This window comes from Pseudomonas sp. HAR-UPW-AIA-41 (assembly GCF_002304225.1).
Lineage (GTDB): Bacteria > Pseudomonadota > Gammaproteobacteria > Pseudomonadales > Pseudomonadaceae > Aquipseudomonas.
Window position 1 is genome coordinate 285,752 of record NZ_NSLB01000002.1, and the last position, 25,321, is coordinate 311,072.

Consider the following 25,321-nt stretch of genomic DNA (forward strand, 5'->3'; position numbering starts at 1 on the left):
GTAGTCGATAAGGGCCGGCATGATACCCGGCAAACCTCGGTGAATGAACCGTTCACGGAGTTGGCCAAACGATCAGAAAAAACCAAACCTACGCCGTTTTTCTGTATGTTTGTTACGCCCATGCGACACCAGTAAAACCGCCCTGAATGCTCGGCTTTTCAAGGCACAAAGCAGCACTCTACACTGTGCCGGTACAGTTGCCCGGCCGGTGTCCGCGGCAGCCATTCCTGCCTGTCACCATGACGGCACGGATAACAACAACTTATAAAGACCAACGAGTGGAGCACTATGAACAAGGCTACTAAGCAGATGACCAAGCTGTTTGCCGCCATGGCCATGGCCGGCGTTGCCAGCTACTCCGTAGCGGCTGACACCATCAAGATCGCCCTGGCCGGCCCGGTTACCGGTGCGGTTGCGCAATACGGCGAAATGCAGTTCATCGGTGCCAAGATGGCCATCGAGCAGATCAACAAGGCCGGCGGCGTCAATGGCGCCATGCTCGAAGGCGTGGTTTACGACGACGCCTGCGACCCGAAGCAAGCCGTGGCTGTCGCCAACAAGATCGTCAACGACGAAGTGCAATACGTGGTTGGCCACCTGTGCTCCAGCTCCACTCAGCCGGCATCCGATATCTATGAAGATGAAGGCATCCTGATGATCACCGCGGCCTCCACCAGCCCGGACATCACCGCTCGCGGCTACCAGCTGGTGTTCCGCACCATTGGTCTGGACAGCCTGCAGGGCCCGACCGCCGGCAAGTTCATTGCCGAGAAGGTCAAGCCCAAGACCGTGGCCGTCATTCACGACAAGCAGCAGTACGGTGAAGGCATTGCCACTGCCGTGAAGCAGACCCTGGAAGCCGCTGGCACCAAGGTTGCCCTGTTCGAAGGCATCAACGCCGGCGACAAGGACTTCTCGGCCATGATCGCCAAGCTGAAGCAGGCCAACGTCGACTTCGTCTACTACGGCGGCTACCACCCGGAACTGGGCCTGCTGCTGCGTCAGTCGGCCGAGAAAGGCCTGACCGCCAAGTTCATGGGTCCGGAAGGCGTGGGCAACAAGGAAATCTCGGCTATCGCCGGCCCGGCCTCCGAAGGCCTGCTGGTCACCCTGCCGAAGTCCTTCGACCAGGATCCGAAGAACCAGGCGCTGGTTGAAGCCTTCAAGGCCAAGAACCAGGACCCGACCGGCCCGTTCGTGTTCCCGGCCTACGCCGCGGTACAGGTCATGGCCGAAGGCATGAAGAAAGCCGGCAGCACCGACACCGCCAAGGTGGCTGAAGCTCTGCGCGCCAACAGCTTCGAAACTCCGACCGGCACCCTCGCCTTCGACGAGAAGGGTGACCTGAAGGACTTCAGCTTCGTGGTCTACAACTGGCACCAGGACGGCACCAAGTCCGAAGCCAAGTAAGCCCATGCGTTAACCCAAAGCCCACTGCACCTGCAGTGGGCTTTGTTTATTCGAGCAATCCGGATATTCGCCGCGCTACCCGCGCCGCCCCCGCAGGGATATCCGAGGAGTCAGGTAATGCCCGATCTCTATCACTATCTGCAGCAGCTGGTTAACGGCCTGACTGTTGGCAGTACCTACGCCCTGATCGCCATTGGCTACACCATGGTCTACGGCATCATTGGCATGATCAATTTCGCCCATGGCGAGGTGTACATGATTGGCTCGTACGTGGCCTTCATCGTCATCGCCGGGCTGTCCCTGATGGGACTCGACAGCCTGCCACTGGTTATCACCGCCGCCTTCGCCGCGAGCGTGATCGTCACCAGTGCCTATGGCTACAGTATCGAACGGGTGGCCTATCGCCCCCTGCGTGGCAGCAACCGTCTGATCCCGCTGATTTCAGCGATCGGCATGTCGATCTTCCTGCAGAACGAAGTGCTGCTGGCCCAGGACTCCAAGGACAAGGCCATCCCCAACCTGCTGCCGGGCAACTTCGTGATCGGTGCCGACAGCATGAGCGGCGTGACCATCTCCTACATGCAGGTGCTGATCTTCGTCATCACCTTCGTGGTGATGCTGGGTCTGACCGCTTTCATCTCCCGCTCACGGCTTGGCCGCGCCTGCCGCGCCTGCGCCGAAGACATCAAGATGGCCAACCTGCTGGGCATCAACACCAACAACATCATCGCCCTGACCTTCGTCATCGGCGCCGCACTGGCTGCCGTGGCTGCCGTGCTGCTGGGCCTGCAATACGGCGTGATCAACCCGCACCTGGGCTTCCTGGCCGGCATCAAGGCCTTCACCGCTGCGGTGCTTGGCGGCATCGGCAGCATCCCCGGCGCCATGCTTGGCGGCCTGCTGCTGGGCGTGGCCGAAGCCTTTGGCGCCGATATCTTTGGCGACCAGTACAAGGACGTAGTGGCCTTCAGCCTGCTGGTTCTGGTGTTGCTGTTCCGTCCGACCGGCATTCTCGGTCGTCCGGAGGTGGAAAAAGTATGATGGCCCGCTCACTCAACAATCGTCTCAAGACCGCCTTCTTCAGCGCCCTGCTGGTACTGGCCGTGGCCTACCCGGTACTGGGCCTGAAGCTGACCACCGTGGGCATCAAGCTGGAAGTGCATGGCGCCAGCCCCGCCATGCTCTGGACCATCGCCGCCGCCGCTGTGGGCATGTTCCTCTGGCAACTGCTGCGTGATCGCCTGGACGGGCCGCTGAGCAGCCTGCCCAGCCTCCCCGGCCTGCCTGCCTCGGCCAGCAACTTCCTGACCCTGCCCTCGACCCAGCGCTGGATCATCCTCGGCCTGATCGTGGTTGGTCTGGCCTGGCCGTTCTTTGGCAGCCGCGGCGCGGTGGATATCGCTACCCTGATCCTGATCTACGTGATGCTAGGCCTCGGCCTGAACATCGTGGTCGGTCTGGCTGGCCTGCTGGATCTGGGCTACGTCGGCTTCTATGCCGTCGGCGCCTACAGCTATGCCCTGCTCTCGCATTACTACGGCCTGGGCTTCTGGACCTGCCTGCCAATCGCCGGCGCACTGGCGGCGCTGTTCGGCTTCCTCCTCGGTTTCCCGGTACTGCGCCTGCGCGGTGACTACCTGGCCATCGTGACACTGGGCTTCGGCGAGATCATCCGCATCCTGCTGCGCAACATGACAGAGGTCACCGGTGGCCCCAACGGCATCAGCAATATCGACAAGCCGACCCTGTTCGGCCTGTCCTTCGAGCGCCGTGCTGCTGAAGGCATGCAGACCTTCCACGAATACTTCGGCATTGCCTACAACGGCATCAACAAGGTGATCTTCCTCTACCTGGTTGCCCTGCTGCTGGTGCTGCTGACCCTGTTCGTGATCAACCGTCTGCTGCGCATGCCGATCGGCCGCGCCTGGGAAGCCCTGCGCGAAGACGAGATCGCCTGCCGCGCGCTGGGCATGAACCCCACTGTGATCAAGCTGTCGGCCTTTACCCTGGGTGCCTGCTTCGCCGGTTTCGCCGGTAGTTTCTTCGCCGCCCGTCAGGGTCTGGTCACCCCGGAGTCCTTCACCTTCATCGAGTCGGCGATCATCCTCGCCATCGTTGTTCTGGGTGGCATGGGCTCGCAGCTGGGCATCATCCTCGCTGCGGTCGTGATGATCCTGCTGCCTGAGCTGATGCGTGAATTCAGCGAATACCGCATGCTGATGTTCGGTGCGCTGATGGTACTGATGATGATCTGGCGTCCGCAGGGCCTGCTGCCCATGCAACGCCCGCACCTGGAGTTGAAACCATGAGCCGCCCGATTCTTGAAGTCAGCGGGCTGACCATGCGCTTCGGCGGCCTGCTGGCCGTCAACAATGTCGCCCTCACCGTGCAACCCAAGCAGGTGGTCTCGATGATCGGCCCGAATGGCGCCGGCAAGACCACCGTATTCAACTGCCTGACCGGTTTCTATCAGCCAACCGGCGGCGTGATCCTTCTGGATGATGAGCCGATCCATAACCTGCCCGGGCACAAGATCGCCCAGAAAGGCGTGGTACGCACCTTCCAGAACGTCCGCCTGTTCAAGGAAATGACGGCAGTCGAGAACCTGCTAGTTGCCCAGCACCGTCACCTGAACACCAACTTCCTCGCCGGTCTGCTGAAGACGCCGGACTTCCGCCGCAGCGAAAAGGCCGCCATGGAGTACGCCGCCCACTGGCTGGAACAGGTCAACCTGACGGACGTGGCCAACCGCCCGGCCGGCACCCTGGCCTACGGCCAGCAGCGCCGTCTGGAAATCGCCCGCTGCATGATGACCCGCCCGCGCATCCTGATGCTCGACGAGCCTGCAGCCGGCCTGAACCCCAAGGAAACCGAAGACCTCAAGGCCCTGATCGGCATGCTGCGCGACAAGCACGATGTCACCGTGCTGCTGATCGAGCACGACATGCATCTGGTCATGAGCATTTCCGACCATATCTACGTGATCAATCAGGGGACTCCCCTGGCCGACGGCACGCCGGAGCAGATCCGCAACAACCCGGACGTCATCAAAGCCTATCTGGGGGAAGCGTGAGCATGCTGACTTTCAAGAACGTCTCTACTTTCTACGGCAAGATCCAGGCGCTGCACGACATCAATGTCGAAGTGCGCAAAGGCGAGATCGTCACGCTGATCGGCGCCAACGGCGCCGGCAAGTCGACTCTGCTGATGACCCTGTGTGGTTCGCCCCGCGCGGCCAGCGGCAGCATCCGTTATCAGGGTGAAGAGCTGGTCGGGCTGGACACCCCGGAGATCATGCGCAAGAGCATCGCTGTGGTGCCCGAAGGCCGCCGCGTATTCGCCCGCCTGACCGTGGAAGAGAACCTGGCCATGGGTGGCTTCTTCGGCACCAAGGCCGACAATCAGGAGCAACTGGACAAAGTCCTGCACCTGTTCCCGCGCCTGAAAGAACGTTTCGAGCAACGCGCGGGCACCATGAGTGGCGGGGAACAGCAGATGCTCGCCATTGGCCGGGCGCTGATGAGCAAGCCGCAGTTGCTGCTGCTCGACGAGCCGTCACTGGGTCTGGCCCCGATCATCATCCAGCAGATCTTCGACATCATTGAGCAGCTGCGCAAAGATGGCGTGACCGTGTTTCTGGTTGAGCAGAACGCCAACCAGGCGCTCAAGCTGGCTGATCGCGGCTATGTGCTGGAAAACGGTCGCATCGTCATGCAGGGCAGCGGCGCCGACCTGCTCGTCGACCCGAAAGTGCGCGACGCCTACCTCGGCGGCTGACGCACCCACCTCCTTGCCGCCCTGCGGCAAGGAGGCCTTCTCCAACTATCAGGCCAGCAGCACGACTGCAGCCACAATCACACCCAGCACCAGCGCCCCGGCCACCAGCAGCAAGCGACGGTTACCGTTTGCCGGCGCCTGAACCGGTACCTGAGGAGCAGCAGCCTGTGCCCGCGCCGGATTGAGCGCCGCCGCCTGGCTGACCTGCGGCTTGCCCGCCGGCTTGGGCACCTTGACGGCCTGCATGAATACCGTGGCATCTTCATCGGCCTGAGGCTGCTCGATCTCGACCTTGGGCCCGATCACCAGAAGACTGACCGACCCCATGCGCAGTTCATCGCCAGGGCGCAGCGGGCCCGCCACCAGCTTTTCCTGATTGACGAAGACGCCGTTGGCCGACCCCAGATCCTTGAAATACAACACGTCATCCTGCAGGAAGAACTCGCAGTGACGGCGCGACAGTTCCTGATCGCTGGCAAAACACAGCTCGCACTGCGCGGAGCGGCCGAAAGTCTGCGATGAGCTGATCGGGTATTTGTGGCCCTGATGCTCACCCTTGATCACCTGCAGGGACCAGCGGGCGCCTGCACCCTCCAGGCGTACGCTGCTCTTGGCCGGATCACTCAATTCCATTTCAACAGTGCCCACGCGCAGCACATCACCAGAGCGCAGCTGGTAACGGCTGCCGATACGCTCGTCATTGACGAAGGTGCCGCTCTGGCTCCCGCAGTCACTGAGGTAGTAATGCCCCTGCTCCTGACGGATTTCGGCATGAAACGCACTGACGCCGGCATCACTCATGACCAGTTGGTTACGCCCATCCTGGCCGATGGTGAAACGCTCTTCCGTGAGCCAGAGCGGCGCCTGGCGACCGTCTTTGAAATGCAGCTTGAGCATCGTTCGTGTTAACCCTGTTGCTGATGGCAGCCCGCTGACCGCAGGCCGCGCTTATTGGCCAAAAAGATTGTTCCACACCCGTTTCAGGGTATTCGGCTCTTCCTTGGGCGGTTCAGGCTCGGCCTTGCTCTGCTGTGCCTGTTGCTGCTGGCGCTGAGCCTTTGCCGCACGCGCGGACGCCTGCAGGCGCTGGTGTTCACGCTGCATCTGCAGCAGCTCAGCATGCTCGGGCTGCACCTCCAGGCCGCGCTCGATCATGCTCAGTGCCAGCGGGAAGTTGAAGCGAGCATAGGCATCCTTGGCCAGATCGCGGTAAAGCTCGGCAACCTGCTGCAAACCTGCCAGCGCCTCAGCATTGTCGGCCTGCAGCGCAAGAATCTGCCGGTAGTAGAACACCGCGCTGTCATCTTCCGGGGTCAGCAGACGCTTTTCGGCAATGCTCTTCTGCGCCTGCGCCAGGTAACCGGCGATACGCGCCTCCAGCAGGCGCTGAAGACCGTCCAGCGCAGCGGCAGCCGTGGCATCCAGCGCCAATGCCTGGCGGTAGTAGTAGTCGGCGTTGTCATCGGCCGGTTCGAGCAGCTTGCCTTCACTCAGACGCTGATCGCCCAGCACGACAAAGGAGGCCACACGTGCCTGCAGAACACGCTGTAGGCCTTCGAGTGCCGCACGGTTGTCGTCATCCAGCAACAGCACCTGCTGGAAATAGTGATCGGCGTTGTCCTGCTCCGGCGCCACCAGCTGCCCTTCGGCAAGACGCTGCTCAGCCTGGGCCAACAAGGCCTTGATCTGGCTCTGCTGCTGCCAGTACAGCCAGCCCGCCACACCAGTGCCCACGGCAACCAGCAGGGTCAGCACCAGCAACAGCGGCATCATCGACCGCCTTGGGGCAACTGCCGCCTTGCCGGCGCTGTTCGCGCCCACCGCAGGTGGAGCCACTGCGGCCTGGACCGCCACCTTATGTGCCGGACGCACCTGGGTGGCATCGGGGTCACCCAGATCGATGCCCTCCAGCGCCTTGAGCAGGGCCCGGCAATCGGCAAAGCGCTTGCTCGGGTCCTTGGCCAGCATGCGATTGAGCACGCCCTGGAACACGGCCAGGTACTCCGGCAGCGTCGGCACACCCATCTGCACGTGATTCATCACAGTCTGGGTAAAGTTGGCGCCACGGTAGGGATTACTGCCGGTGAGCATCTCCAGAAAGATCACGCCCAGGCTGTAGATGTCGCTGCGCGCATCCAGACGCAGACACTGGGTCTGCTCCGGGCTGCTGTAGGCAGGACTTCCCACGGCGACGCCGAAGTGGGTCAATTCGCTGTCGATCTGGGTGTCCTTGGCAATCCCGAAATCGGTGATCACCGCCGTGCCGTCGCTGCGAAAGAGGATATTGGCCGGTTTGATATCACGGTGAATCAGGCCTTTCTCATGCACTACGGACAGGCCGGTGGCGATCTGCCGGACGATCTCCAGCGCCCGGGCCGGGGCAAAAATCTCGCCTTTGTGCTGGGCCAGATCACCGCCGGGAACGAATTCCATCGCCAGGTAGTAACGACCATCGGCAAGGCGATTGATGTCGTAGATGGTGATGACCGAGGGCGTATGCAGGGAGGCAACGATATGCCCCTCCTGAATGAAGCGGGTATTGAACTCTTCATCATCGGCACTAAGCAGCACCTTGACCGCCACCTTGCGCTGCAAGGACTGCTGAGTAGCCAGATACACCTCGGCCATGCCGCCCTTACCGAGGCGGCCATGTACGGTGTAACCGGGAATATCGATCACTGTGTCATTCATAGGAAATTCAGATATCAGGCGCGTTTGCGCAAGGCGAACAGATGACCGAACAGGCCACGCTTACGCGGTTCACTGGCCGGCTCCAGCGGTATCGACGGCGCCAGCACAATGCAGGAAATATTGTCCTTGCCGCCATGTTGCTTGGCTGCATCGACCAGCGCCGATACAAGGCCATCGAGCGTTGCAGCTTGGGTAGAAAGACCAAGAATCTGCTCATCCTCCAACTCGGTGCTCAGCCCATCGCTGCATAACAGGAGGATTTCCCCGGACTGCAACTGACCTTGTAAGAACCCCGGCTCGAAGTCTTCCACAGGCAGCCCCAGACACTGGGTAATCACGTTACGTCGGGGATGCTGACGCGCCTGCTGCGCGGTCATTTCACCGGCATCGACCATCGCCTGCACCCAGCTGTGATCACGACTTAGTTGTTCGACCTGCTGGGCACTGATGCGGTAGGCACGACTGTCCCCGACCCAGGTCAGCCGGAAGTCGATACCCTGCAACTGCACGGCCACGAGAGTGGTTCCCATGCCCCGGCTGGCACTGTCCTCGGCGGCGGCAGCCATAATCGCCGCGTGCGCGGAGCGCACTGCCGTGAGCAGATCAGTCCCCCGCGCCACCTCATCCTGCAGCACCTTGACGGCCAGAGCGCTGGCCACCTCGCCACGCTGATGCCCGCCCATGCCGTCGGCCACGGCCCACAGGCCAAGCTCGTGATTGCACAACAAGGCATCTTCATTGTGCTCACGCACCTGCCCCGGATCACTCAGAGCGGCAAAGTGCGCATGGCTGGCTGAAGGAGAACTGGACATAGGCAAGGCAAAGACCTGTATACGACGGACATAGTCTAAGGACGGGCCGACAACGGGCACAGCCGACGGCACGCGATGAGCATGATGCTTGGACACCCGGAGGCTGACCAGCCACCGGGCCCAATGACGCAGGCGAACTGTTAACCAGTCGAGGGTTGCCGCCCCGCCACAGGCAAACTCACCCTCTGGCGGAAGTCGCTATAATGCCGGCTGCTTCCCTATCTGCGCAGTTCAGTCCATGACCCAGCACACGCCTGAAACCGAAAACCCCACCCTGTCGACAGCCGAAACTTCCCCCGAAGAGAAAACCAACGTCGGCTTCAGCTTTTCTGCCGCCAAGCTCGCCGAGCTGGCCCGCCAGAAAAAGGCTCAGCCCTGGTACCAGCAAGGCAACAACTGCAACCATGACCAGCGCCCCGGCCCAGCCCCGCGCGGTTCACGTCGTTCCATGGGCAAACGCTGACCCCAGCCTTGGTTGGGCGCCGACCATCCGGCGGAATCCCCGCACCAAAAGGCGGCATTCCCCTTGTCATGGCAGGCTTAATCTCTGCATGCTAACCGCATAACAAAAAGGCCTAGAGCCAAGGAATGCGCTGGCATGCTGAACCGCCTGAAGAACGACTTTCAACTGTCGATCATTTCTCTCATGGGCCTGTTCGGGGTTCTGGGGATTACCCCCTACGCCGTCTACCGTCTGAGCGAACATAACTGGGTGGTCGGCATCGCCGACTGCGTCATCGTCCTCTCCACCCTGCTGGCAGTAGCCCATGCCTGGCGAACGGGCGATACGGTCAAGCCCGGCCTCTGGGTATCAGTCATCTTCTCCATCGCAGCCACCGTGATCACCATCAAACTGGGGGTCAACGGCCTATTCTGGATTTATCCACTAATCCTCTTCAACTTCTTCATGGTCACCCCAGGCAAGGCATTGGTGACCATGATTGGCGTGCTAAGTGCACTCGTCGGCTATGCCAGCCTCAATGCCGGCACAGTCTTCGAGAGCCACTATCAGATGGTCTCCTTCCTAGTGACCACGGGCATGGCCAGCATACTCGCCTTTATTTTTGCCTACCGTACGCGCAACCAGCGCGATCAACTGCAACGACTGGCAAGTCAGGACCCACTCACTGGCGCGCGTAATCGCCGGGCCATGAGCGAGGAACTGCAGATGGCAGTTGCAGCCAAACAGCGCAACAGCACTGATTTCGGCGTTCTGGCTATGGATCTGGACCACTTCAAACAGATCAATGACCGCTTTGGCCACCATGTCGGCGACCGCGTACTCACCGACTTTGTCAGCCTGGTCAAGAGTCACTCGCGCAAACAGGACCGCCTCTATCGCCTGGGTGGCGAGGAGTTCCTCCTGCTTTTGCCAGACACCGACAGCGCCGGCCTTAAAGCCGCCGCCGAACACCTGCTGCAACAGGTCAATCAGGGGCTGAGCAGCCCGGGCGGAGCAGTGACCGTATCGATCGGCGGCGCCAACCTGCAACACGATGAAAGCTGGGAAAGCTGGCTACACCGCGCGGACCAACAGCTGTATGCCGCCAAACATGGTGGCCGCAACCGAAGCTGTATTGCCATTCCGGCCTGAAGTCCCGAATCACCTTCGCGCACGCACAAAAAAGGCAGCCGAAGCTGCCTCTCTTGCATGATGCCTGAGCAGACCATCAGCCTTCGAACAGCCCCTTAACCGGGAACAAGTTGTCGAACTGTGCCTGGCTCTTGGTCGCCTTGGCCTGGAAGGTTTTCATCATGTCATTGGGACGGAACATGCCGGACTGCCAGGTGGCCATGTACTTGAGGCTGTCGGCCACGCTGTGATCGCGACTGTAGTTGAGCATTTCCTTGCAGCCGGTCACGGCCAGCGGGGAATGCTTGGCGATCTGCGCCGCAATGGCCATCACGCCCTCCAGCATCGCCTCCTGATTGTCAAAAACCTGATTGACCAGACCGAGCGCCAGCGCTTCCTGTGCCGAGAAGTTGCGCCCGGTAAAGGCCAGCTCACGGACTACGCCCTGGGGAATGAGTTTCGGCAAACGCTGCAGAGTGCCGACGTCTGCCGTCATGCCCAGCTCGGTTTCCTTGATAGTGAAGTAAGCATCTGCCGTGGCATAACGGCAATCAGCCGCACAGACCATGTCCAGCGCACCGCCGATACAACCGCCATGAATCGCTGCCAGCACCGGCAAACGCACCTCTTCCAACGAGCTCAGCGTTGCCTGCAGTTGCATCACCACACGACGCAGGTTTTCCGCCATACGCCCCGGGTCGCCGCCCATCGGCACGCTCTTCGGATTGGTAAAGACGCCCAGGTCCATACCGGCGGAAAAGTGTTTGCCGGTGGAAGAAATGACAATAACCCGCGCCTCGCCGCTCGCTTCGATGTCGCGCATGCACTGCGGCAACTCCACCCAGAAATCGGCATTCATCGAGTTGAGCGCCTCCGGGCGGCTCAACTGCACATGGGCAATGTGCTCAGCCAGGGTGACAGTGAAGCTTTTATAGGTCATCGCGAATACCCATCGAGAGGCCCAGGCGGAATGCCCAAGCTGGCAGTGCGCCACGATAGGAGGGCAATCCTGACACTGTCAAGTTCACCTAGGTCAACCAACCCGGCGCTGTTTATACTCACCCCATGAGCACACAAGAACCGCTTTATCACCATGGCAACCTGCGTCAGGCACTGCTCGACAGCAGCCTGGCAATCCTGCGTAGCGAAGGGATAGCAGCCCTGTCGCTGCGTCGCCTGGCCGAACACTCCGGTGTCTCGCGCGGCGCGCCCTACCACCATTTTCGCGACAAGCAGGCATTGCTCGCGGCAGTTGGCGAGCTGGGGTTTGCCGAGCTGAATAAACTTCTGCAGACCTTGGTTGAAGATGAACAGCAGCCTTTGCGCGAACGCCTGCACCAAGCCGTGCTGGGCTATCTTGACTTCGCCACTCAACAACCCGAGCTGTATGCCCTGATGTTCGGCCGGACCTTATGGCAGAGCAGCAACGATGTTGGCACCGCAGAGTTCCAGCGCTACGCCAAGGATTGCTTCCGGCAGTACGTGCATCTGTTCGAGCAACTCGACAACAGCCTAGGCCTTCCCAGCCTCACTCATCTGCGCAAGGCGCAACTGCTTTGGGCCACGCTGCACGGGCTGGCCAAGCTGAGCAGTGATGGCATCTTTGTCAAACCTGAGGACCTGGCCGACATCGCCCTCCAGGCACTGCCTCCCCTAAGCACGATCAGCAGCCACCCAGCAGAAATCGGAGAAATGATTAGGTGAAACCCCTCCAGTCGAGTATGGTGTGTCCACTGGCTGCATGTGTCACCGTAAATCGACTTGTTTAGATCTCGATCCATTCACACCATCGGTTTCTTTACTCTTTGCACTCAGTCACGGCCCGGGCTGTTCCGGCGCTGTGCAAACTTTGTTCAAGGAGACTCCCATGTCCGAACGTCAAACTGGCACCGTCAAGTGGTTCAACGATGAGAAAGGCTTCGGCTTCATCACCCCGGAAAACGGTCCTGACCTGTTTGTGCACTACCGCTCGATCCAGAGCACCGGCTTCAAAAGCCTGCAGGAAGGCCAAAAGGTCTCCTTCGTGGCTGTGAAAGGCCAGAAAGGCATGCAAGCTGACGAGGTACAGGTGGTCTAATCACCTGCCCCGTCAAAGAGAACCGGCCCACGGGCCGGTTTTTTTATCTCCGCTGTCTATCCAAGGCAGCAGCAACTGCAGAGGATCAGCAAATGCGCGTGAAGGGCTCGAATAAAGTTGCCAAACCGGCTCCGGCCGTGGAAACCCGCGAATCCATCGAGGCTCAGGTTGCGGCCTTTCTGCAAAGCGGCGGCGAAATCCAGCAGGTAGAGCGCGGCGTCAGTGGCCAGGTATGGACACCGAGCCGACAGATCTCTCTGGGCAAGAAGTAAGTCGTTGTTATCGTGGCTGCAGGCTGCTCAATAGCCTGCGCCGCCACACTGCTCCGCCGACCGATACTTCGACCAACCTCCAGTAACCCAGTCAGAGGCTAGTTTCGCGCATGCGAAATATGAAAGCTCTGCACTCCGGGATGCAGCTCCAGCGCCTTGGCCAAACCTATCATCGGCGTGCCACAGTTACGGCAGTTGGCGATAGCCACAAAGCGCCACTCAGGAGCGCCTTGGGAAAAACTGATGCTGATTGACCCCATGGCCATATCGAAGCCATGCGTCATCAGGAATGCACGCAAAGCGCCTTCCTCTGGACAGAATCCATCGTCAAAGCGCAACGTAAGACCTATAGCAGGGCGCTGCGGCAACCAAGACTCAATTCGCGAAAGACCCAGCATGCACATGGCCGACAGCAACGCTAACAGAATGCCTGCCGCATAAAAGCCCACCCCCACCAGCACACCGATGGCTGATGAGGCCCAGATAGAGGCCGCCGTGGTCAGGCCGCTGATATTGAGCCCCTCACGCATGATCACACCAGCACCGAGAAAACCGATGCCTGTGACAATCCCCTGAATGATCCGGGTCGGGTCAGTGCCCATGGCACTTGGCGTGGCATGCCCGCCATACCAGCCGACCGAGTAGCCGGCAATCACCGTCAGAGCACAAGACGCCATGCACACCAGCCCATAGGTGCGCATGCCCGCCGCACGGCCATGGTAGGCGCGCTCATAACCCACCAGGCACCCCAGCAGCAGGGCGCCCAGTAGGTTGAGGAAAATCACCAGATTGATCTGCAGCGACTGAGCAGACCAGTAGTCAAGCAGGCTGGGTAACGACAGAGGCTGCATGATCACTTGCTCCACAGGGACTTATTGCTAAGCGTAGATAAGTCCCCGAGGAACAGCAGAGTGACAAGAGAAAATAGCGCCCTCAGGGCAGACGGATTCGGTCACTCTCGATGACGATCAGACCCTGCTTGTACAAGCCACCAATTGCCTTCTTGAAATTGCCCTTGCTCACGCCGAACAGACTGCTGATCTGCTCCGGCGAGCTCTTGTCACTGAGGGGTAACTGACCGTCTGCTTCACGCAACTTGGCCAGAATCTGCTCGCTCAGGCTGCTGGCAGCCTCGCGCCCAAGCGGTTGCAGACTGAGACTGATCTTGCCATCAGCCCGCACTTCACGAATGAAGCCACGTTCGCGCATACCGCCACGCAGGAACTTGAACACTTCGTTGTTGTGAATCAGGCCCCAGTGCTCGTTGTTGATGATGGCCTTGAAGCCCATATCGGTCTTTTCCACCACCAGCAAATCAACTTCCTGACCTGTCTCATAGCGCACCGGGGTCTTGTCCAAATGCCGGTCCAACCGAGCCGTGGCAGTAATCCTACGGGTACGCTGATCGAGATAGACATACACCACGCAGTAATCACCAACCTGCAGCGGACGCTTTTCTTCCGAATGAGGCAGCAACAGATCCTTGGGCAGCCCCCAGTCAAGGAAGAGGCCCACACGATTGATCTCTACGACCTTGAGGCTGGCAAAGCCGCCAACCTGCACCTTGGGTTTCTGTGTCGTAGCAATCAGACGATCTTCACTGTCCAGGTAGACAAAGACATTCAGCCAGTCGCCCACCTCCAGCTCTTCACCCTTGGGGATATAACGCTTGGGCAGAAGAATCTCGCCATCGACGCCGCCATCCAGATAGAGGCCGAAATCGGTGTACTTAGTGATTTGCAGAGAGTTGTATCGGCCAATGGCTGCCATGGGAAATACCAGAACTGATCAGCCTGCATTCTAACTCAGCGCAGAGACCACATGCCGCTCTCGTGACGGTGACGACCTGCAAACGCCGTATTCTCTAGTCAATGAGAGCCCCTCTGAACGCCCAAAGACTGAAGCAGAAACCGAGCAACACTATTTATTTTGCAATCTGGCTAATCTTCCAGTATCTCACCGGATATATTTCGAAATAGTGTCAGATTCGGTTTACATGCAACTGTTGCATGCACCGACTTGTCTTAATTACGCCCTTATTGCTTTACGGAGCGTCCGTGCATCCTCCCAGCAGCCGGCTGTTGTCTTCTGTGTTTGCCTGGTTGGCGCCGGCCAGCCTGTTTTTTCTGATTCCCCTGATCAGCCGCTGGAGCCTGAACTGGCAGCATCCCTATGGCTACCTGTCAGACTTGGCTTTCGGCCTGGCGCTTTTCATGCTCTGCCGCGGCCGCCCGCGCTGGTTCGCGCTGCCGTTGATGCTGCTCTGGCTGCTCTGCCAGATCGGCAGCCTCGAAATGATTGAAGCCGTAGGCCGGATGCCTGAGCTGAATGACCTACGTTATCTGGCCGACCCGCAATTCATTGGCAACTCGACTGCCGGCAGCAGCGGCGGTCTTAGTCATCCTCTGATCGCAGCCGCACTGTTACTGGCACTGCTGCTCAGCCTGCTGCATCGCCCGTTGCCTCAGGAGCGCCCCCCTACCTGGCTGCTGGCTCTGCCTGCCGCACTGCTGGTCGGCCATGCCGCCAGCCAGTGGTATCAGCCCAGCGAAGTCAGCCAGTGGCAACAGTTCAACCTGCCGCACAAGTGGCTGGCCGAAGGCCTCAGTCGAGTTCAGTTGAATCTTGAGGAACAACTGGATGGCACGCCGGAGGCCGAGCCGGACATCAGCAGCCTTACCCAACTGGACCTCAATGGCCGCAAGCTGGTGGCTGATCGCGGCCAGGCACGCAATGTTCTGATCATTACCCTGGAAGGTATTCCCGGCGCCTATATCAGCGCCAACCGTACCGCCCTGAACGTTCCCAGCGGCCCGCCTCTGATGCCCAAGCTGAGCGCGTGGGCTGAACGCGGCATGAGCACCCCTGACTACGTGCTGCATAGCCATCAGACCATACGCGGCCTGTACGCCATGCTTTGCGGCGACTACAGCAAACTCGACTCGGGCACGCCCAAGGGGGTTGAGCTGCTCAACAACACCAGTCGCAGCCGCCAGTGCCTGCCCGCACAGCTGCGCCAGCGCGGTTTTTCCACGCATTTCTTGCAGGGCGCCGGGCTGCGCTTCATGGCCAAGGACAAGATCATGCCGCAAATGGGTTTCCAGAAGACCCTGGGGCGTGACTGGTTCCGCAACAAACCCAATCTGGAATTTCCCTGGGGCATGGACGACAAGGCCTACTTCGAGGGCGCCCTGGGTTACGTCAAACAGCTGCGCCATCAGCGCCAGCCATGGATGCTGACCCTGCTGACCGTCGGCACCCACCAGCCCTACTCGGCCCCCGAGGATTACCTGCAGCACTATCCGGACGGCAAGCAGGCCGCTGTGGCCTATCTGGATGATGCCATCGACAACTTCCTCAGCCAGCTGGACAAGATGGGCGTGCTGAAAAACACCCTGGTCGTCATCACCTCCGACGAGTCCCATGGTATCGACAACGTACGCCTGGCCTCGGCCTGGGGCCTCAACCTGGTCCTCGCCCCCGAGCAGAACCGCCTGCCGGCACTCAAGGGCGGCGTCTACGGTCATGTCGACCTGACCACCTCGGTGCTCGACTACTTCGGCCTGCCGGTACCGGGCAATCTGATCGGCCGCTCGCTGTTCCGCGACTACGACAATGGCCGGCCGATGATCTCCTACACCAACGGCCTGCTGCGCCTGCACGACGGTCAGGAAACCTTCAGCGAGTGCGACTTCCAGCAGGTATGCCGGCGTTACCGCAGCGAGGGCTTCATTGCCGCCGAAGCCGAATTCCTGGGCCGCTTTCGTGGTCGTGAGGCCCGCCTGATCAGCCGCAGCGCGGCTCTGCTTGATCAGTCGCTGCAGGGCGGACAGGCCGGCCAGCAATACCAGTTCGCCACCCGCGAGCGCATCCGCCTCAAGGACAGCATTCACGACGACTGGGCCGACAACTTGATCGGTGCCCAGTACCTCGAAATGCCTAGCCACAGTCGCACCACAGTAACCCTGAAGATTCGCCCCGTGAAACTCGACCGTGAAGGCGCGCGCCTGCTGCTCAAAACCAAAGAATATGATCGCGATATCAACCTGGCCATCCCGCCGCTGCCACCACTCAAGGCAGGACAGCCCCTGGAACTGAGCTTTGACTTCGCCAACGAGAAAGCGCGCAAGGCTTTTTCCTTCCACCTGCTGGCAGAAGGCCGTGGCGCCATCGAAATCACCGATTTCAGCGTAACCACACTCCCCATCGAAGTGCCGACACTGGAAGAGCCCAACCCGCCGGCCAGCGCCCTGCGCTAGATACGGCCTGGCTCAGTGACTGCCCGCCCGGGATATGCCGCAGGCGAGCGCCTGTGTCATGATCGTTTCCGTCTTTTTCCCGGTCGGCTCCCTTACAGCAGTGCTGTTGGAGACGCCGGGACATTTGCAGTGCCGGATCGAACACCCGATCGCCTAGCCAACCTGACACAGCCAAGGAAGTGCCATGACACCAGCCCCTGCGGACAACAAACTCATCTCCCGTGACCTGCTCGATGTGCTGATCCGCGCCGGCCTGATCGGCGTGCTGGTGATGTTCTGCTACCAGGTCTTTCAGCCCTTCCTCAATCTGATGCTGTGGTCGATGATCCTCGCGATCACCCTCTACCCAGCGCACGGCCTGCTGAAGGCCCGCATGGGCAACAGTGATGGCCGCGCCGCCACTGCGCTGGTGGTTGTCAGCATCGCCATCCTGCTGGTTCCCGTGTATCTGCTGGGCGCCTCCATGGCCGACTCGATCGAGAGCACTATCGCACTGGTCAAGAGTGGCGACATGCATATCCCCCGCCCTGCCGAGTCAGTAGCCAGCTGGCCGCTAATCGGTCAGCAGCTGCACGACCTCTGGCTACAGGCCTCCACCGACCTGACCAGTCTGCTGAAGAAGGTCGCCCCGCAGCTCAAGGATGTGAGCCTTGACCTGCTCGGCAAGCTGGCCGGTATCGGCATGGGCTTTCTGGTGTTCATTTTCGCCCTGATCATTGCCGGCATATTCATGGCCTTCGGCGAGAGCGGTAGCCGCAGCGCCGTACAGATCTTCTCGCGCATTTCCGGCCCAGCAAAAGGCCCCAAAATCGCTGAACTGTGCACCGCAACCATCCGCGCTGTCGCCCAGGGTGTGGTCGGCATTGCCTTTATCCAGATGTTGCTGATCGGCGCCGGCTTTGTCGTCATGGGCGTACCTGGCGCCGGGCTGCTGGCCCTGGCGGTCCTGCTCCTCGGCATCATGCAACTGCCGGCCACACTGATCACCATTCCGGTGATCGCCTATGTCTTTGCCACCGAAGGCGCCAGCGTGGCCTCCATCGCTTTCGCGATCTATACCTTTGTGGCCGGTCTGGTCGACAACGTACTCAAGCCACTGCTGCTCGGCCGCGGCGTTGCCGTGCCAATGCCGGTGGTGCTGATCGGCGCGCTTGGCGGGATGGTGACCAGCGGCATCATCGGTCTATTCATTGGCCCGGTCATCCTTGGGGTCGGCTACCAGCTGTTCTGGCAGTGGGTGGAAGACCAGAACGAACAGAGCAATACGAGCGACAACAACGCCGGGCAATGACAGTCCCCATGCACCAGCGTGCACTGCTCCCTATTGCCCTCGGCGCCCTGACGCTCAGTGGCTGCGTGCGCCTGGGGCCGGACTTCCAGGCCACACCCGTCACCTGGCTGGATGGCTGGAACAGCGAAGCCATCAGCCAAGTCAGCCAACAGCGAACCCAGCCGGATAACCGCCAGTGGTGGCGAGTCTTCAACGACCCCGTGCTCGACCGTCTGATCGCCGAAGCCGACGCGCACAACAGCAGCCTGAAAATTGCCGGTCTGCGCGTTATCGAAGCCCGGGCTCAGTTGGGCATCGCTGAGAGCAGACGCTATCCGCAGGTACAGCAGGCCAGTGCCGAACGCCTGTATCTGGATCGCAATCAGTCCGGCGGCCGCAATCCTCAGGACAGCAGCCTCTGGCAATACAGCGCCGGCTTTGATGTCGGCTGGGAACTGGACTTCTGGGGCCGTTTCAGCCGCGCCATAGAATCTGCCGACGCTGCTTTCTTCGCCGCCCAGGCCAACTACGAGGACCTGCTGGTACTGCTGCGTGCTCAGGTCGCCCAAACCTATTTCGCTCTGCGCACGGCCGAAGCACGCCTGCGCATCGCCCGCGAGAACGCCAAGCGGCAGAAGCGCAGTTTTGAAATCACCGAGCGCCTGTTCGCCAGCGGCAACAGCGATGAGCTCGACCTGCAACAGGCCAAGACCCAGTACCTGGGCACCCTCAGCAGCGTGCCGGAATTCGAGGCGCAGGTGCGCCAGACCCGCAATGCCCTGGCCGTACTGATCGGCCAGGCGCCCGGACCGCTGAGCCAGCTGGAGGAAAAAACCGGGCTTATCCCCCTCCTCGACCAGGCCATCCTCGACGATGTGCCGGCCAACCTGCTGCTGCGCCGCCCCGATATCCGTGCTGCCGAACTGCAGGTGGCCGCCCAGTCGGCACGGGTCGGCGTCGCCGAAACCGACCTGTATCCGGCCATCACCCTGCTCGGCAGCATCGGCTGGTCAGCCTCCTCGCTCAGCGGCAGCTCCAGCAGCCTGGACACTGGGGGCGGCCCCAGCCTGCGCTGGAACCTTTTCGATCACGGCGCCATCAAGAACAACATCCGCGCTCAGGACGCCCGCCTGCAGCAATTGATCGAGAGCTACCGCGACAGCGTGCGCCAGGCCGCGCGCGAGGCTGACGATGCCGCCACCGGGCTGAGCAAGGCCCTGGAGCGCGAACGCATCCTGCGCGAAGCCGCCTTCTCAGCCACCCGCTCCCTGACCCTGGCCACCGCGCAGTACCGCGAGGGCTACTCCGACTTCCAGCGTGTGCTGGATGCCCAGCGGGCGCTGTTCGTGCAGCAGGACAGCTACCTGCTCAGCCGCAGCAGCGCTGTCAGCAGCCTGATCGCGCTGTACAAGGCTCTCGGTGGCGGCTGGTACAGCAACCAGCCACTGCTCGACGATGCCACCCGCCAGCAGATGCAACAGCGTACCGACTGGGGCGATCTGCTGGACGACACCCAAACTCCCGCTACCGCACAAGACCCGCAGCCATGACCGACACCGCCCCGGCCAAACCGGCCAACCCCGCCAAGACCGACCCGGCCAAGCTCGGCGCCACGGGCGTGGCAATCGTCATCGGCCTGAGCCTGTGCTGGTATCTGCTGGCCGATCGCTACACGCCCTATACCCAGCAGGCGCGGGTACAGGCTTTCGTGGTGCCGGTGGCGGCCGAAGTGGCTGGCCGGGTCACTGCCGTGCATGTGCATGACAACCAGCGCGTTGAAGCCGGTCAGTTGCTGTTCGAGATCGACCGCAGCAACTACCAGATCGCCGCCGACCGCGCCCGTGCCGACCTCGAGGCCATGCGCCGGCAGATCGGCGCCAACACCGCCGGTATCGACTCGGCCATCGGCGCCCTGCAGGCTGCCGAAGCCAACGAACTCAAGGCCCGTCAGGACCGCGACCGTCTCGAACGCCTGTACCGCGAGGACAGTGGCACCATTTCCCTGCGCCGCCTGGAAGTCTCCCGCGCCACCTTCAGCGAAGCGGTGAGCAGAGTTGCCGCCGCCCGGGCCGAGGTGCAGCGTGCACGCGAGCAGGAAGGCGGCAGCGGCGAAGACAACGCCCGCCTGCAAAGCGCCGCCGCTGCGCTGGTCAAGGCCGAACTGGACTTGAGCAACAGCCAGGTGCGCGCCCGCTCCGGCGGTCTGATTACCGACCTGCGCACGGAAGTGGGCCAGTTCGCCGCCGCCGGCAGCCCGGTCATGACCCTGATTGGCCTGAATGATGTGTGGATCAGCGCCGAGATGACGGAGAACAACCTCGGCCATTTAAAGACTGGCTCGCCAGTGAGCATCGTCCTCGATGCCCTGCCGGGTCAGGTATTCAGCGGGCGCATCCGCAGCATCGGCTACGGCGTCAGTGTCGGCCAGAGTACCGCACCCGGCAGCCTGCCCACGGTGGAAAACAGCCGCGACTGGCTGCGGGCCGCCCAGCGTTTTCCGGTAATCGTCGAATTCGCACCCGGCGAGTTGCCACCCATGGCAGGACTGCGTGTCGGTGGCCAGGCCGAGGTGATGGCCTTCCCCACCGAAGGCAACCCCCTCAACCCGCTCGGCCGCCTGTTCCTCCGGCTGATGAGCTGGCTGTCGTTCGCCTACTAGCCCGGCGATGAGCAGCCACGGCGACCCTCGCCCCCGGCGCCTGCTGCGCCTGGCCACCGGCACCACGCTGGCGCTGGTGGCCAGTTTCGGCCTGGCCCTGCCCGTGCCCTTCATTGCGCCGATGCTGACGCTGTTTCTGCTGGCCATGCGTAATCAGGCGCTGCCTCCCGTTGCAGCACTGGCCCTGCCGGCACTGATCACGCTGACCACCGGCGCCAGCCTGTTGCTGATTCCATTGTTGCAGCATGCGGCCCTGGCCGGCGTGCTGCTGGTCGGCCTGTGTCTGAGTGCCTGCTTTGCCTTTCAACTGCGTGGTGGCAATGCCCTGCTCAGTACCTTTCTGGTGATTGGCCTGACCATGATCACAGCAGCTGGCACCACCTCCTTCAGTCTGAGCATGACCGTCATCGAAGCGCTGGCCAAAGGCCTTCTGCTGGCCACCCTGACCACACTGCTCAGTCACTGGCTGTTCCCCGAACCTGCTGGCCTGAGCGAACCGCCCCCGCCAGCGCCAACACCAGAAGCCGAGCACGGCTGGATTGCCCTGCGCGCCACACTGGTCGTCATGCCGGCCTACCTGCTCGCCCTGATCGACCCCAGTCGCTTCATGCCGCTGATCATGCAGGCGGTCAATCTGGGCCAGCAGACCTGCGCCAGCGATGCCCGCCAGGCCGGGTGGGAACTGCTCGGCTCCACCCTGCTGGCCGGCCTGCTGGCCATTCTGTTCTGGGGCCTGCTGAGCATTTTCCCGCACCTGTGGATGTTTGCCCTGTGGATGCTGCTGTTCATCCTGCTGGTCGGGCGCAAACTCTATGCCCTGAGCCGCACCCGGCTGAGCCCGAAGTTCTGGCTCAACAGCCTGTCCACCCTGATTCTGCTGCTCGGCCAGTCGGTGCAGGACAGCGCCAACGGCAAGGATGTCTACGGCGCCTTCGCCATCCGCATGGGCCTGTTCATTGCCGTGGCCCTGTATGCCACGCTGATGGTCCAGCTTTTCGACAACCAGCGCCGCAAGCGGCGCCTGAGCATCTGAGAGAACCCCATGCTTACCGAACTCCTGGTCGGACTGCCGGTGATGCTGATCTGCCTGGCCCTGCAGGCGGGCTTTGCCACTCTGTGCATGAACTTCTACCTGCGCTACAACCGCACCCACACCGGGCCCAGCGGGTTCCTGCGCAGCAGCCTGCTGCTGTCGATGGTGATGCTGACCATGCTGCTGAGCAACTTCCTGCAGATGGCCTTGTGGGCCGCCCTTTTCCGCCTGCTCGGCGAATTCGACAGCGCCAGCGCGGCCCTGTATTTCTCCGGGGTGACCTTCGCCACGCTGGGCTACGGCGATGTGGTGCTCTCACCCGAGTGGCGCCTGCTCGGCCCGCTGGAGGCCGCCAACGGCATCCTCATGTTCGGCGTCTCCACCGCAGTGATGACCGCGGCGGTGATGGATGTGCTCAAGCGCAACACCGCCGCTCAGCGTTTGGAGCAACGCCAGGGCGACTGACAGCCTTCGCGCACTTTCTTGCAGGGCATTTAAAAGCCGGGCATTGCCCGGCTTTTTCGCGATGCCTGTGTATCAGGTCTTCGGCAGGGTAACGCCGGTCTGGCCCTGGTACTTGCCGCCACGGTCGGCATAGGACGTCTCGCAGGCTTCATCCGACTGCAGGAACAGCATCTGCGCCACACCCTCGTTGGCGTAGATCTTCGCCGGCAGCGTCGTGGTATTGGAGAACTCCAGGGTCACGTGACCTTCCCACTCCGGCTCCAGCGGGGTGACGTTGACGATGATGCCGCAGCGCGCGTAGGTGCTCTTGCCCAGGCAGATAGTCAGCACATCGCGCGGGATGCGGAAGTACTCGACGGTACGGGCCAGCGCAAAGGAGTTTGGCGGAATGATGCACACCGGGCCTTTGACATCGACAAAGCTCTTCTCATCGAAGTTCTTCGGGTCGACGGTGGCCGAGTGAATGTTGGTGAACACCTTGAACTCGTCGGCGCAGCGCACGTCGTAGCCGTAGCTGGAAACCCCGTAGGAGATCAGGCGCTCGCTGCCCTCGGTGCGCACCTGACGCTCGACGAAGGGCTCGATCATCCCGTGTTCCTGCGCCATGCGGCGAATCCACTTGTCCGATTTGATGCTCATGACGGGCGTCCTGACTCAAGGTGTGGTGAAAAACTGAGCGCGCATCTTACCGGCTGCCCCCATGCGCAGCCAAGCACCAGCGCAGGGCAGATGCCCGTTCAACAGAGCAGCGGCAGTTGGTGACCGGCCCGTTGCAGCAACTGGGTCAGTGTCTCAGCCGGCAGCGGCCGGCTGAACCAGTAGCCCTGTGCCTCGTCGCACTGGTTGGCCAGCAGGAAGTCGCGGGCCTTGGCATCCTCGACGCCCTCGGCAATCGAGCGGATACCCAGGCTGCGGGCCATCTGCACCACCATACGCACGATGGTGGCGTTGGCCGGCACCTCACGCAGGCTGCGCACAAAGGACTGGTCGATCTTCAGCTTGTCCACCGGCAGACGACTGAGGTAGGCCAGACTGGAATAACCCGTACCGAAATCATCGATCGACAGCTGAACGCCCAGCGCCTTGAGGCGCTGCAGGTTGTCCAGCACATGCTCGGTCCCCTCGATCAGGATGGTCTCGGTCAGCTCCAGCTCCAGCAGAGCCGGATCCAGCCCATGTTCGAGCAGTGCAGCCGCCACGCAGTCGACCAGATCGCCGCGCTTGAATTGCACCCCGGACAGGTTCACCGCCACCACCAGAGGCTGACCGGCGCGCTGCCAGGCCGCGGCCTGGGCGCAGGCCTGCTGCAGCACCCACTCACCCAGCGGCACGATCAGTCCGCTCTGCTCGGCCACACCGATGAAGTCGGCCGGCGCAATGCGGCCGAGCTGCGGATGCTGCCAGCGCACCAGCGCCTCGGCACCGATCACCCGCCCGCTCATCAGCTCGACCTGAGGCTGATACTCGAGGAACAGCTCGTTCTGCACCAGCGCCCGGCGCAAGCCGGTGCGCAACTGCAGATGCGCCGCCGCATCGCGGTTCATCGATTCGCTGTAGAAGCGGAAGGTATTGCGCCCGTCCTGCTTGGCATGGCTCATAGCACTGTCAGCCTTCTTCAGCAGGCTGTCACTGTCCTCGCCATCCTCGGGATAAAGGGCAATGCCGATGGACAGGGTACAAATCAGCTCATGCCCGGCGATGACGAAGGGCTTGAGAAAAGCCTGAATGATCTGCTCGGCCAGTTCGGCCGGCTGATCCAGATCCTTTACGCCGGCCAGAACAATCGCAAATTCATCGGAGTCCAGACGGCCCAGCGGGCACTGCTCCCCCAGCAACTGGCGCAGGCGCTCGGCCACCGCACGCAGAAGCTGATCACCCACCGCCTGACCTAGCGAGGCATTGATGCTGCGAAAATCGTCCAGATCCAGATAGAGCAAGGCGGCCTGCAGCTGACGCCGTGCCGAACTGACCATGGCCTGACTGAGCTGCTCCTGAACGATCAGGCGATTGGGCAGCTCGGTCAGCGGGTCATGACAGGTAAGAAATTCCAGCCGTGCCTGAGTCGCCTTCTGCTCGGAAATATCGAAGAAAAAACTCACATAGTTGGTGATCTGCCCGGCCTCGCGAATCGCCGTGATGCTCAGCCACTCCGGGTACACCTCGCCGTTCTTGCGCCGGTTCCACACCTCGCCCTGCCAGTAGCCACGCTCCTGCAGGCTGCGCCACATGTTCTGGTAGAAGGTCCGGTCATGCCGGCCGGAGGACAACAGGCTCGGCCGCCGCCCCTTGACCTCGGCGGCGCTGTAGCCGGTCATGTCACTGAAGGCGCGGTTGACCTCAAGAATGCCGGCCTGACTGTCGGTCAGCATGATCGCCTGATTGCTGCTCTCGAATACCTTGCCCAGCAGGCTCAGGGTCTGCTCCTGGCGCTGACGCTCCAGGACGATGCCGATGATCGAGGCACCGATCTCCAGAATCTTGCGGTGGAAAGCGCCGGGTTCGCGCCCGACGAAGCTGGACAGGGCAAAGGTGCCAAGAACCTGCTGGCCGGCACCGCGGATCGGCATCGACCAGCAGGCCATGAGGCCGTAATCCAGCGCCAGCGGACGAAGCTCCTGCCAGCGCGGATCGCTGTGGGTGTTGCTGACGAACACTGCCTCCCCACGGTACACCGCGTTGCCACAGGAACCGGCGTGCGGACCCGGGCGCAGATTGCTCAGGCGCACCGCCGCCGCGGCCGGAATGCTCGGCGCCACATACAGCTGCAGCAGTTTCTGCTCGTCCAGCAGCATCACGCTGGCCACGGCATCGGGCAGCAACTGCTCCTCCAGCAGACAGACCTGACGGATGACCGCCAGGTGATCGAGGTTCTGCGCCACTGCAGCCAGGATTTCCTGCTGCAGGTGCAGGATTTCCTGCTGCTCGGACTCGGACAAGTCTTCGTCGCACAGGGACGGGGTCAACGCCTGGGGGATAAGGTTCATGCGGAAAAGGCCAACTACACGCCGGGTACTGCTGCGGGG

The 25,321-nt window shown here is 61.7% G+C and carries 24 protein-coding genes; 16 read left to right on the forward strand and 8 right to left on the reverse strand.

What is annotated here, in order from left to right:
* Positions 1-288 precede the first annotated feature (288 nt).
* From CK486_RS05585 to CK486_RS05605, 5 genes are all read left to right on the forward strand, one after another.
* On the forward strand, positions 289-1,410 hold the full coding sequence (locus CK486_RS05585) for a branched-chain amino acid ABC transporter substrate-binding protein (RefSeq protein WP_095939297.1): 1,122 nt from the start codon (positions 289-291) through the stop codon (positions 1,408-1,410).
* A gap of 117 nt (positions 1,411-1,527) precedes the next feature.
* Positions 1,528-2,451 carry a high-affinity branched-chain amino acid ABC transporter permease LivH gene (gene livH / locus CK486_RS05590; RefSeq protein WP_095939298.1) on the forward strand — a complete coding sequence of 308 codons (924 nt, stop codon included), beginning with the start codon at positions 1,528-1,530 and terminating at the stop codon, positions 2,449-2,451.
* Complete coding sequence (locus CK486_RS05595) at positions 2,451-3,719, forward strand: high-affinity branched-chain amino acid ABC transporter permease LivM (RefSeq protein WP_095939614.1); 1,269 nt, start codon at positions 2,451-2,453, stop codon at positions 3,717-3,719. The genes livH and CK486_RS05595 overlap by 1 nt, the downstream gene beginning before the upstream one ends.
* The gene (gene livG / locus CK486_RS05600) at positions 3,716-4,483 is read left to right on the forward strand and encodes a high-affinity branched-chain amino acid ABC transporter ATP-binding protein LivG (RefSeq protein WP_095939299.1); all 768 of its coding nucleotides are present in this window, start codon (positions 3,716-3,718) and stop codon (positions 4,481-4,483) included. Before CK486_RS05595 ends, livG begins: the two co-directional genes overlap by 4 nt.
* Before the next feature lie 2 nt (positions 4,484-4,485).
* Complete coding sequence (locus CK486_RS05605; protein WP_095939300.1) at positions 4,486-5,187, forward strand: ABC transporter ATP-binding protein; 702 nt, start codon at positions 4,486-4,488, stop codon at positions 5,185-5,187.
* A 48-nt stretch (positions 5,188-5,235) separates the two neighbouring features.
* On the opposite strand, the gene CK486_RS05610 is transcribed toward CK486_RS05605, so the two are convergent.
* The 3 genes from CK486_RS05610 to CK486_RS05620 are packed head-to-tail and all read right to left on the reverse strand — an operon-like array spanning position 5,236 to position 8,690.
* Positions 5,236-6,084, reverse strand: coding sequence for an FHA domain-containing protein (locus CK486_RS05610; protein WP_095939301.1), 849 nt, complete (start codon positions 6,082-6,084; stop codon positions 5,236-5,238).
* Between the two features lie 51 nt (positions 6,085-6,135).
* On the reverse strand, positions 6,136-7,878 hold the full coding sequence (locus tag CK486_RS05615) for a serine/threonine-protein kinase (RefSeq protein ID WP_095939302.1): 1,743 nt from the start codon (positions 7,876-7,878) through the stop codon (positions 6,136-6,138).
* 14 nt (positions 7,879-7,892) lie between these two features.
* Positions 7,893-8,690, reverse strand: a complete 798-nt coding sequence (locus CK486_RS05620) for a PP2C family serine/threonine-protein phosphatase (RefSeq protein WP_095939303.1) — start codon at positions 8,688-8,690, stop codon at positions 7,893-7,895.
* A 238-nt stretch (positions 8,691-8,928) separates the two neighbouring features.
* Between CK486_RS05620 and CK486_RS05625 the strand changes: the two genes are divergently transcribed.
* Positions 8,929-9,153 (forward strand): hypothetical protein, encoded by a 225-nt coding sequence (locus CK486_RS05625; RefSeq protein ID WP_095939304.1) that lies wholly within the window; start codon positions 8,929-8,931, stop codon positions 9,151-9,153.
* 135 nt (positions 9,154-9,288) lie between these two features.
* Positions 9,289-10,284: a GGDEF domain-containing protein gene (locus CK486_RS05630; protein ID WP_095939305.1), complete on the forward strand. Its 996-nt coding sequence runs from the start codon at positions 9,289-9,291 to the stop codon at positions 10,282-10,284.
* A gap of 76 nt (positions 10,285-10,360) precedes the next feature.
* Here the strand turns inward: CK486_RS05630 and CK486_RS05635 are convergent, their stop codons facing one another.
* On the reverse strand, positions 10,361-11,203 hold the full coding sequence (locus CK486_RS05635; RefSeq protein WP_095939306.1) for a crotonase/enoyl-CoA hydratase family protein: 843 nt from the start codon (positions 11,201-11,203) through the stop codon (positions 10,361-10,363).
* 125 nt (positions 11,204-11,328) lie between these two features.
* Between CK486_RS05635 and CK486_RS05640 the strand changes: the two genes are divergently transcribed.
* From CK486_RS05640 to CK486_RS05650, 3 genes are all read left to right on the forward strand, one after another.
* Positions 11,329-11,967 (forward strand): TetR/AcrR family transcriptional regulator, encoded by a 639-nt coding sequence (locus tag CK486_RS05640; protein WP_095939307.1) that lies wholly within the window; start codon positions 11,329-11,331, stop codon positions 11,965-11,967.
* Positions 11,968-12,130: 163 nt separating this feature from the next.
* Positions 12,131-12,340 carry a cold-shock protein gene (locus tag CK486_RS05645; protein WP_095939308.1) on the forward strand — a complete coding sequence of 70 codons (210 nt, stop codon included), beginning with the start codon at positions 12,131-12,133 and terminating at the stop codon, positions 12,338-12,340.
* 92 nt (positions 12,341-12,432) lie between these two features.
* Positions 12,433-12,612, forward strand: coding sequence for a hypothetical protein (locus CK486_RS05650; protein ID WP_095939309.1), 180 nt, complete (start codon positions 12,433-12,435; stop codon positions 12,610-12,612).
* A gap of 98 nt (positions 12,613-12,710) precedes the next feature.
* On the opposite strand, the gene CK486_RS05655 is transcribed toward CK486_RS05650, so the two are convergent.
* Positions 12,711-13,463: an MgtC/SapB family protein gene (locus CK486_RS05655; RefSeq protein ID WP_095939310.1), complete on the reverse strand. Its 753-nt coding sequence runs from the start codon at positions 13,461-13,463 to the stop codon at positions 12,711-12,713.
* Positions 13,464-13,545: 82 nt separating this feature from the next.
* Entirely contained in the window at positions 13,546-14,382 is an 837-nt protein-coding gene (locus tag CK486_RS05660; protein ID WP_095939311.1) for a S1 RNA-binding domain-containing protein, read from the reverse strand.
* A 287-nt stretch (positions 14,383-14,669) separates the two neighbouring features.
* On the opposite strand from CK486_RS05660, the gene CK486_RS05665 reads away from it, so the two are divergent.
* From CK486_RS05665 to CK486_RS05690, 6 genes are all read left to right on the forward strand, one after another.
* The gene (locus CK486_RS05665; RefSeq protein ID WP_256574370.1) at positions 14,670-16,871 is read left to right on the forward strand and encodes an LTA synthase family protein; all 2,202 of its coding nucleotides are present in this window, start codon (positions 14,670-14,672) and stop codon (positions 16,869-16,871) included.
* A gap of 184 nt (positions 16,872-17,055) precedes the next feature.
* Positions 17,056-18,162, forward strand: a complete 1,107-nt coding sequence (locus CK486_RS05670; protein ID WP_095939313.1) for an AI-2E family transporter — start codon at positions 17,056-17,058, stop codon at positions 18,160-18,162.
* An 8-nt stretch (positions 18,163-18,170) separates the two neighbouring features.
* Positions 18,171-19,691 carry an efflux transporter outer membrane subunit gene (locus CK486_RS05675; RefSeq protein WP_095939314.1) on the forward strand — a complete coding sequence of 507 codons (1,521 nt, stop codon included), beginning with the start codon at positions 18,171-18,173 and terminating at the stop codon, positions 19,689-19,691.
* Positions 19,688-20,800, forward strand: a complete 1,113-nt coding sequence (locus CK486_RS05680) for an HlyD family secretion protein (RefSeq protein WP_095939315.1) — start codon at positions 19,688-19,690, stop codon at positions 20,798-20,800. Before CK486_RS05675 ends, CK486_RS05680 begins: the two co-directional genes overlap by 4 nt.
* A gap of 7 nt (positions 20,801-20,807) precedes the next feature.
* Positions 20,808-21,833 (forward strand): DUF2955 domain-containing protein, encoded by a 1,026-nt coding sequence (locus tag CK486_RS05685; RefSeq protein WP_095939316.1) that lies wholly within the window; start codon positions 20,808-20,810, stop codon positions 21,831-21,833.
* 9 nt (positions 21,834-21,842) lie between these two features.
* Positions 21,843-22,298 (forward strand): potassium channel family protein, encoded by a 456-nt coding sequence (locus CK486_RS05690; protein WP_095939317.1) that lies wholly within the window; start codon positions 21,843-21,845, stop codon positions 22,296-22,298.
* A 72-nt stretch (positions 22,299-22,370) separates the two neighbouring features.
* Here the strand turns inward: CK486_RS05690 and dcd are convergent, their stop codons facing one another.
* Both dcd and CK486_RS05700 read right to left on the reverse strand, forming a co-directional pair.
* Entirely contained in the window at positions 22,371-22,937 is a 567-nt protein-coding gene (dcd, locus tag CK486_RS05695; RefSeq protein WP_095939318.1) for a dCTP deaminase, read from the reverse strand.
* A 98-nt stretch (positions 22,938-23,035) separates the two neighbouring features.
* A complete protein-coding gene (locus tag CK486_RS05700; RefSeq protein ID WP_095939319.1) occupies positions 23,036-25,282 on the reverse strand; it encodes an EAL domain-containing protein in 2,247 nt (748 codons plus the stop codon).
* Positions 25,283-25,321: the final 39 nt, after the last annotated feature.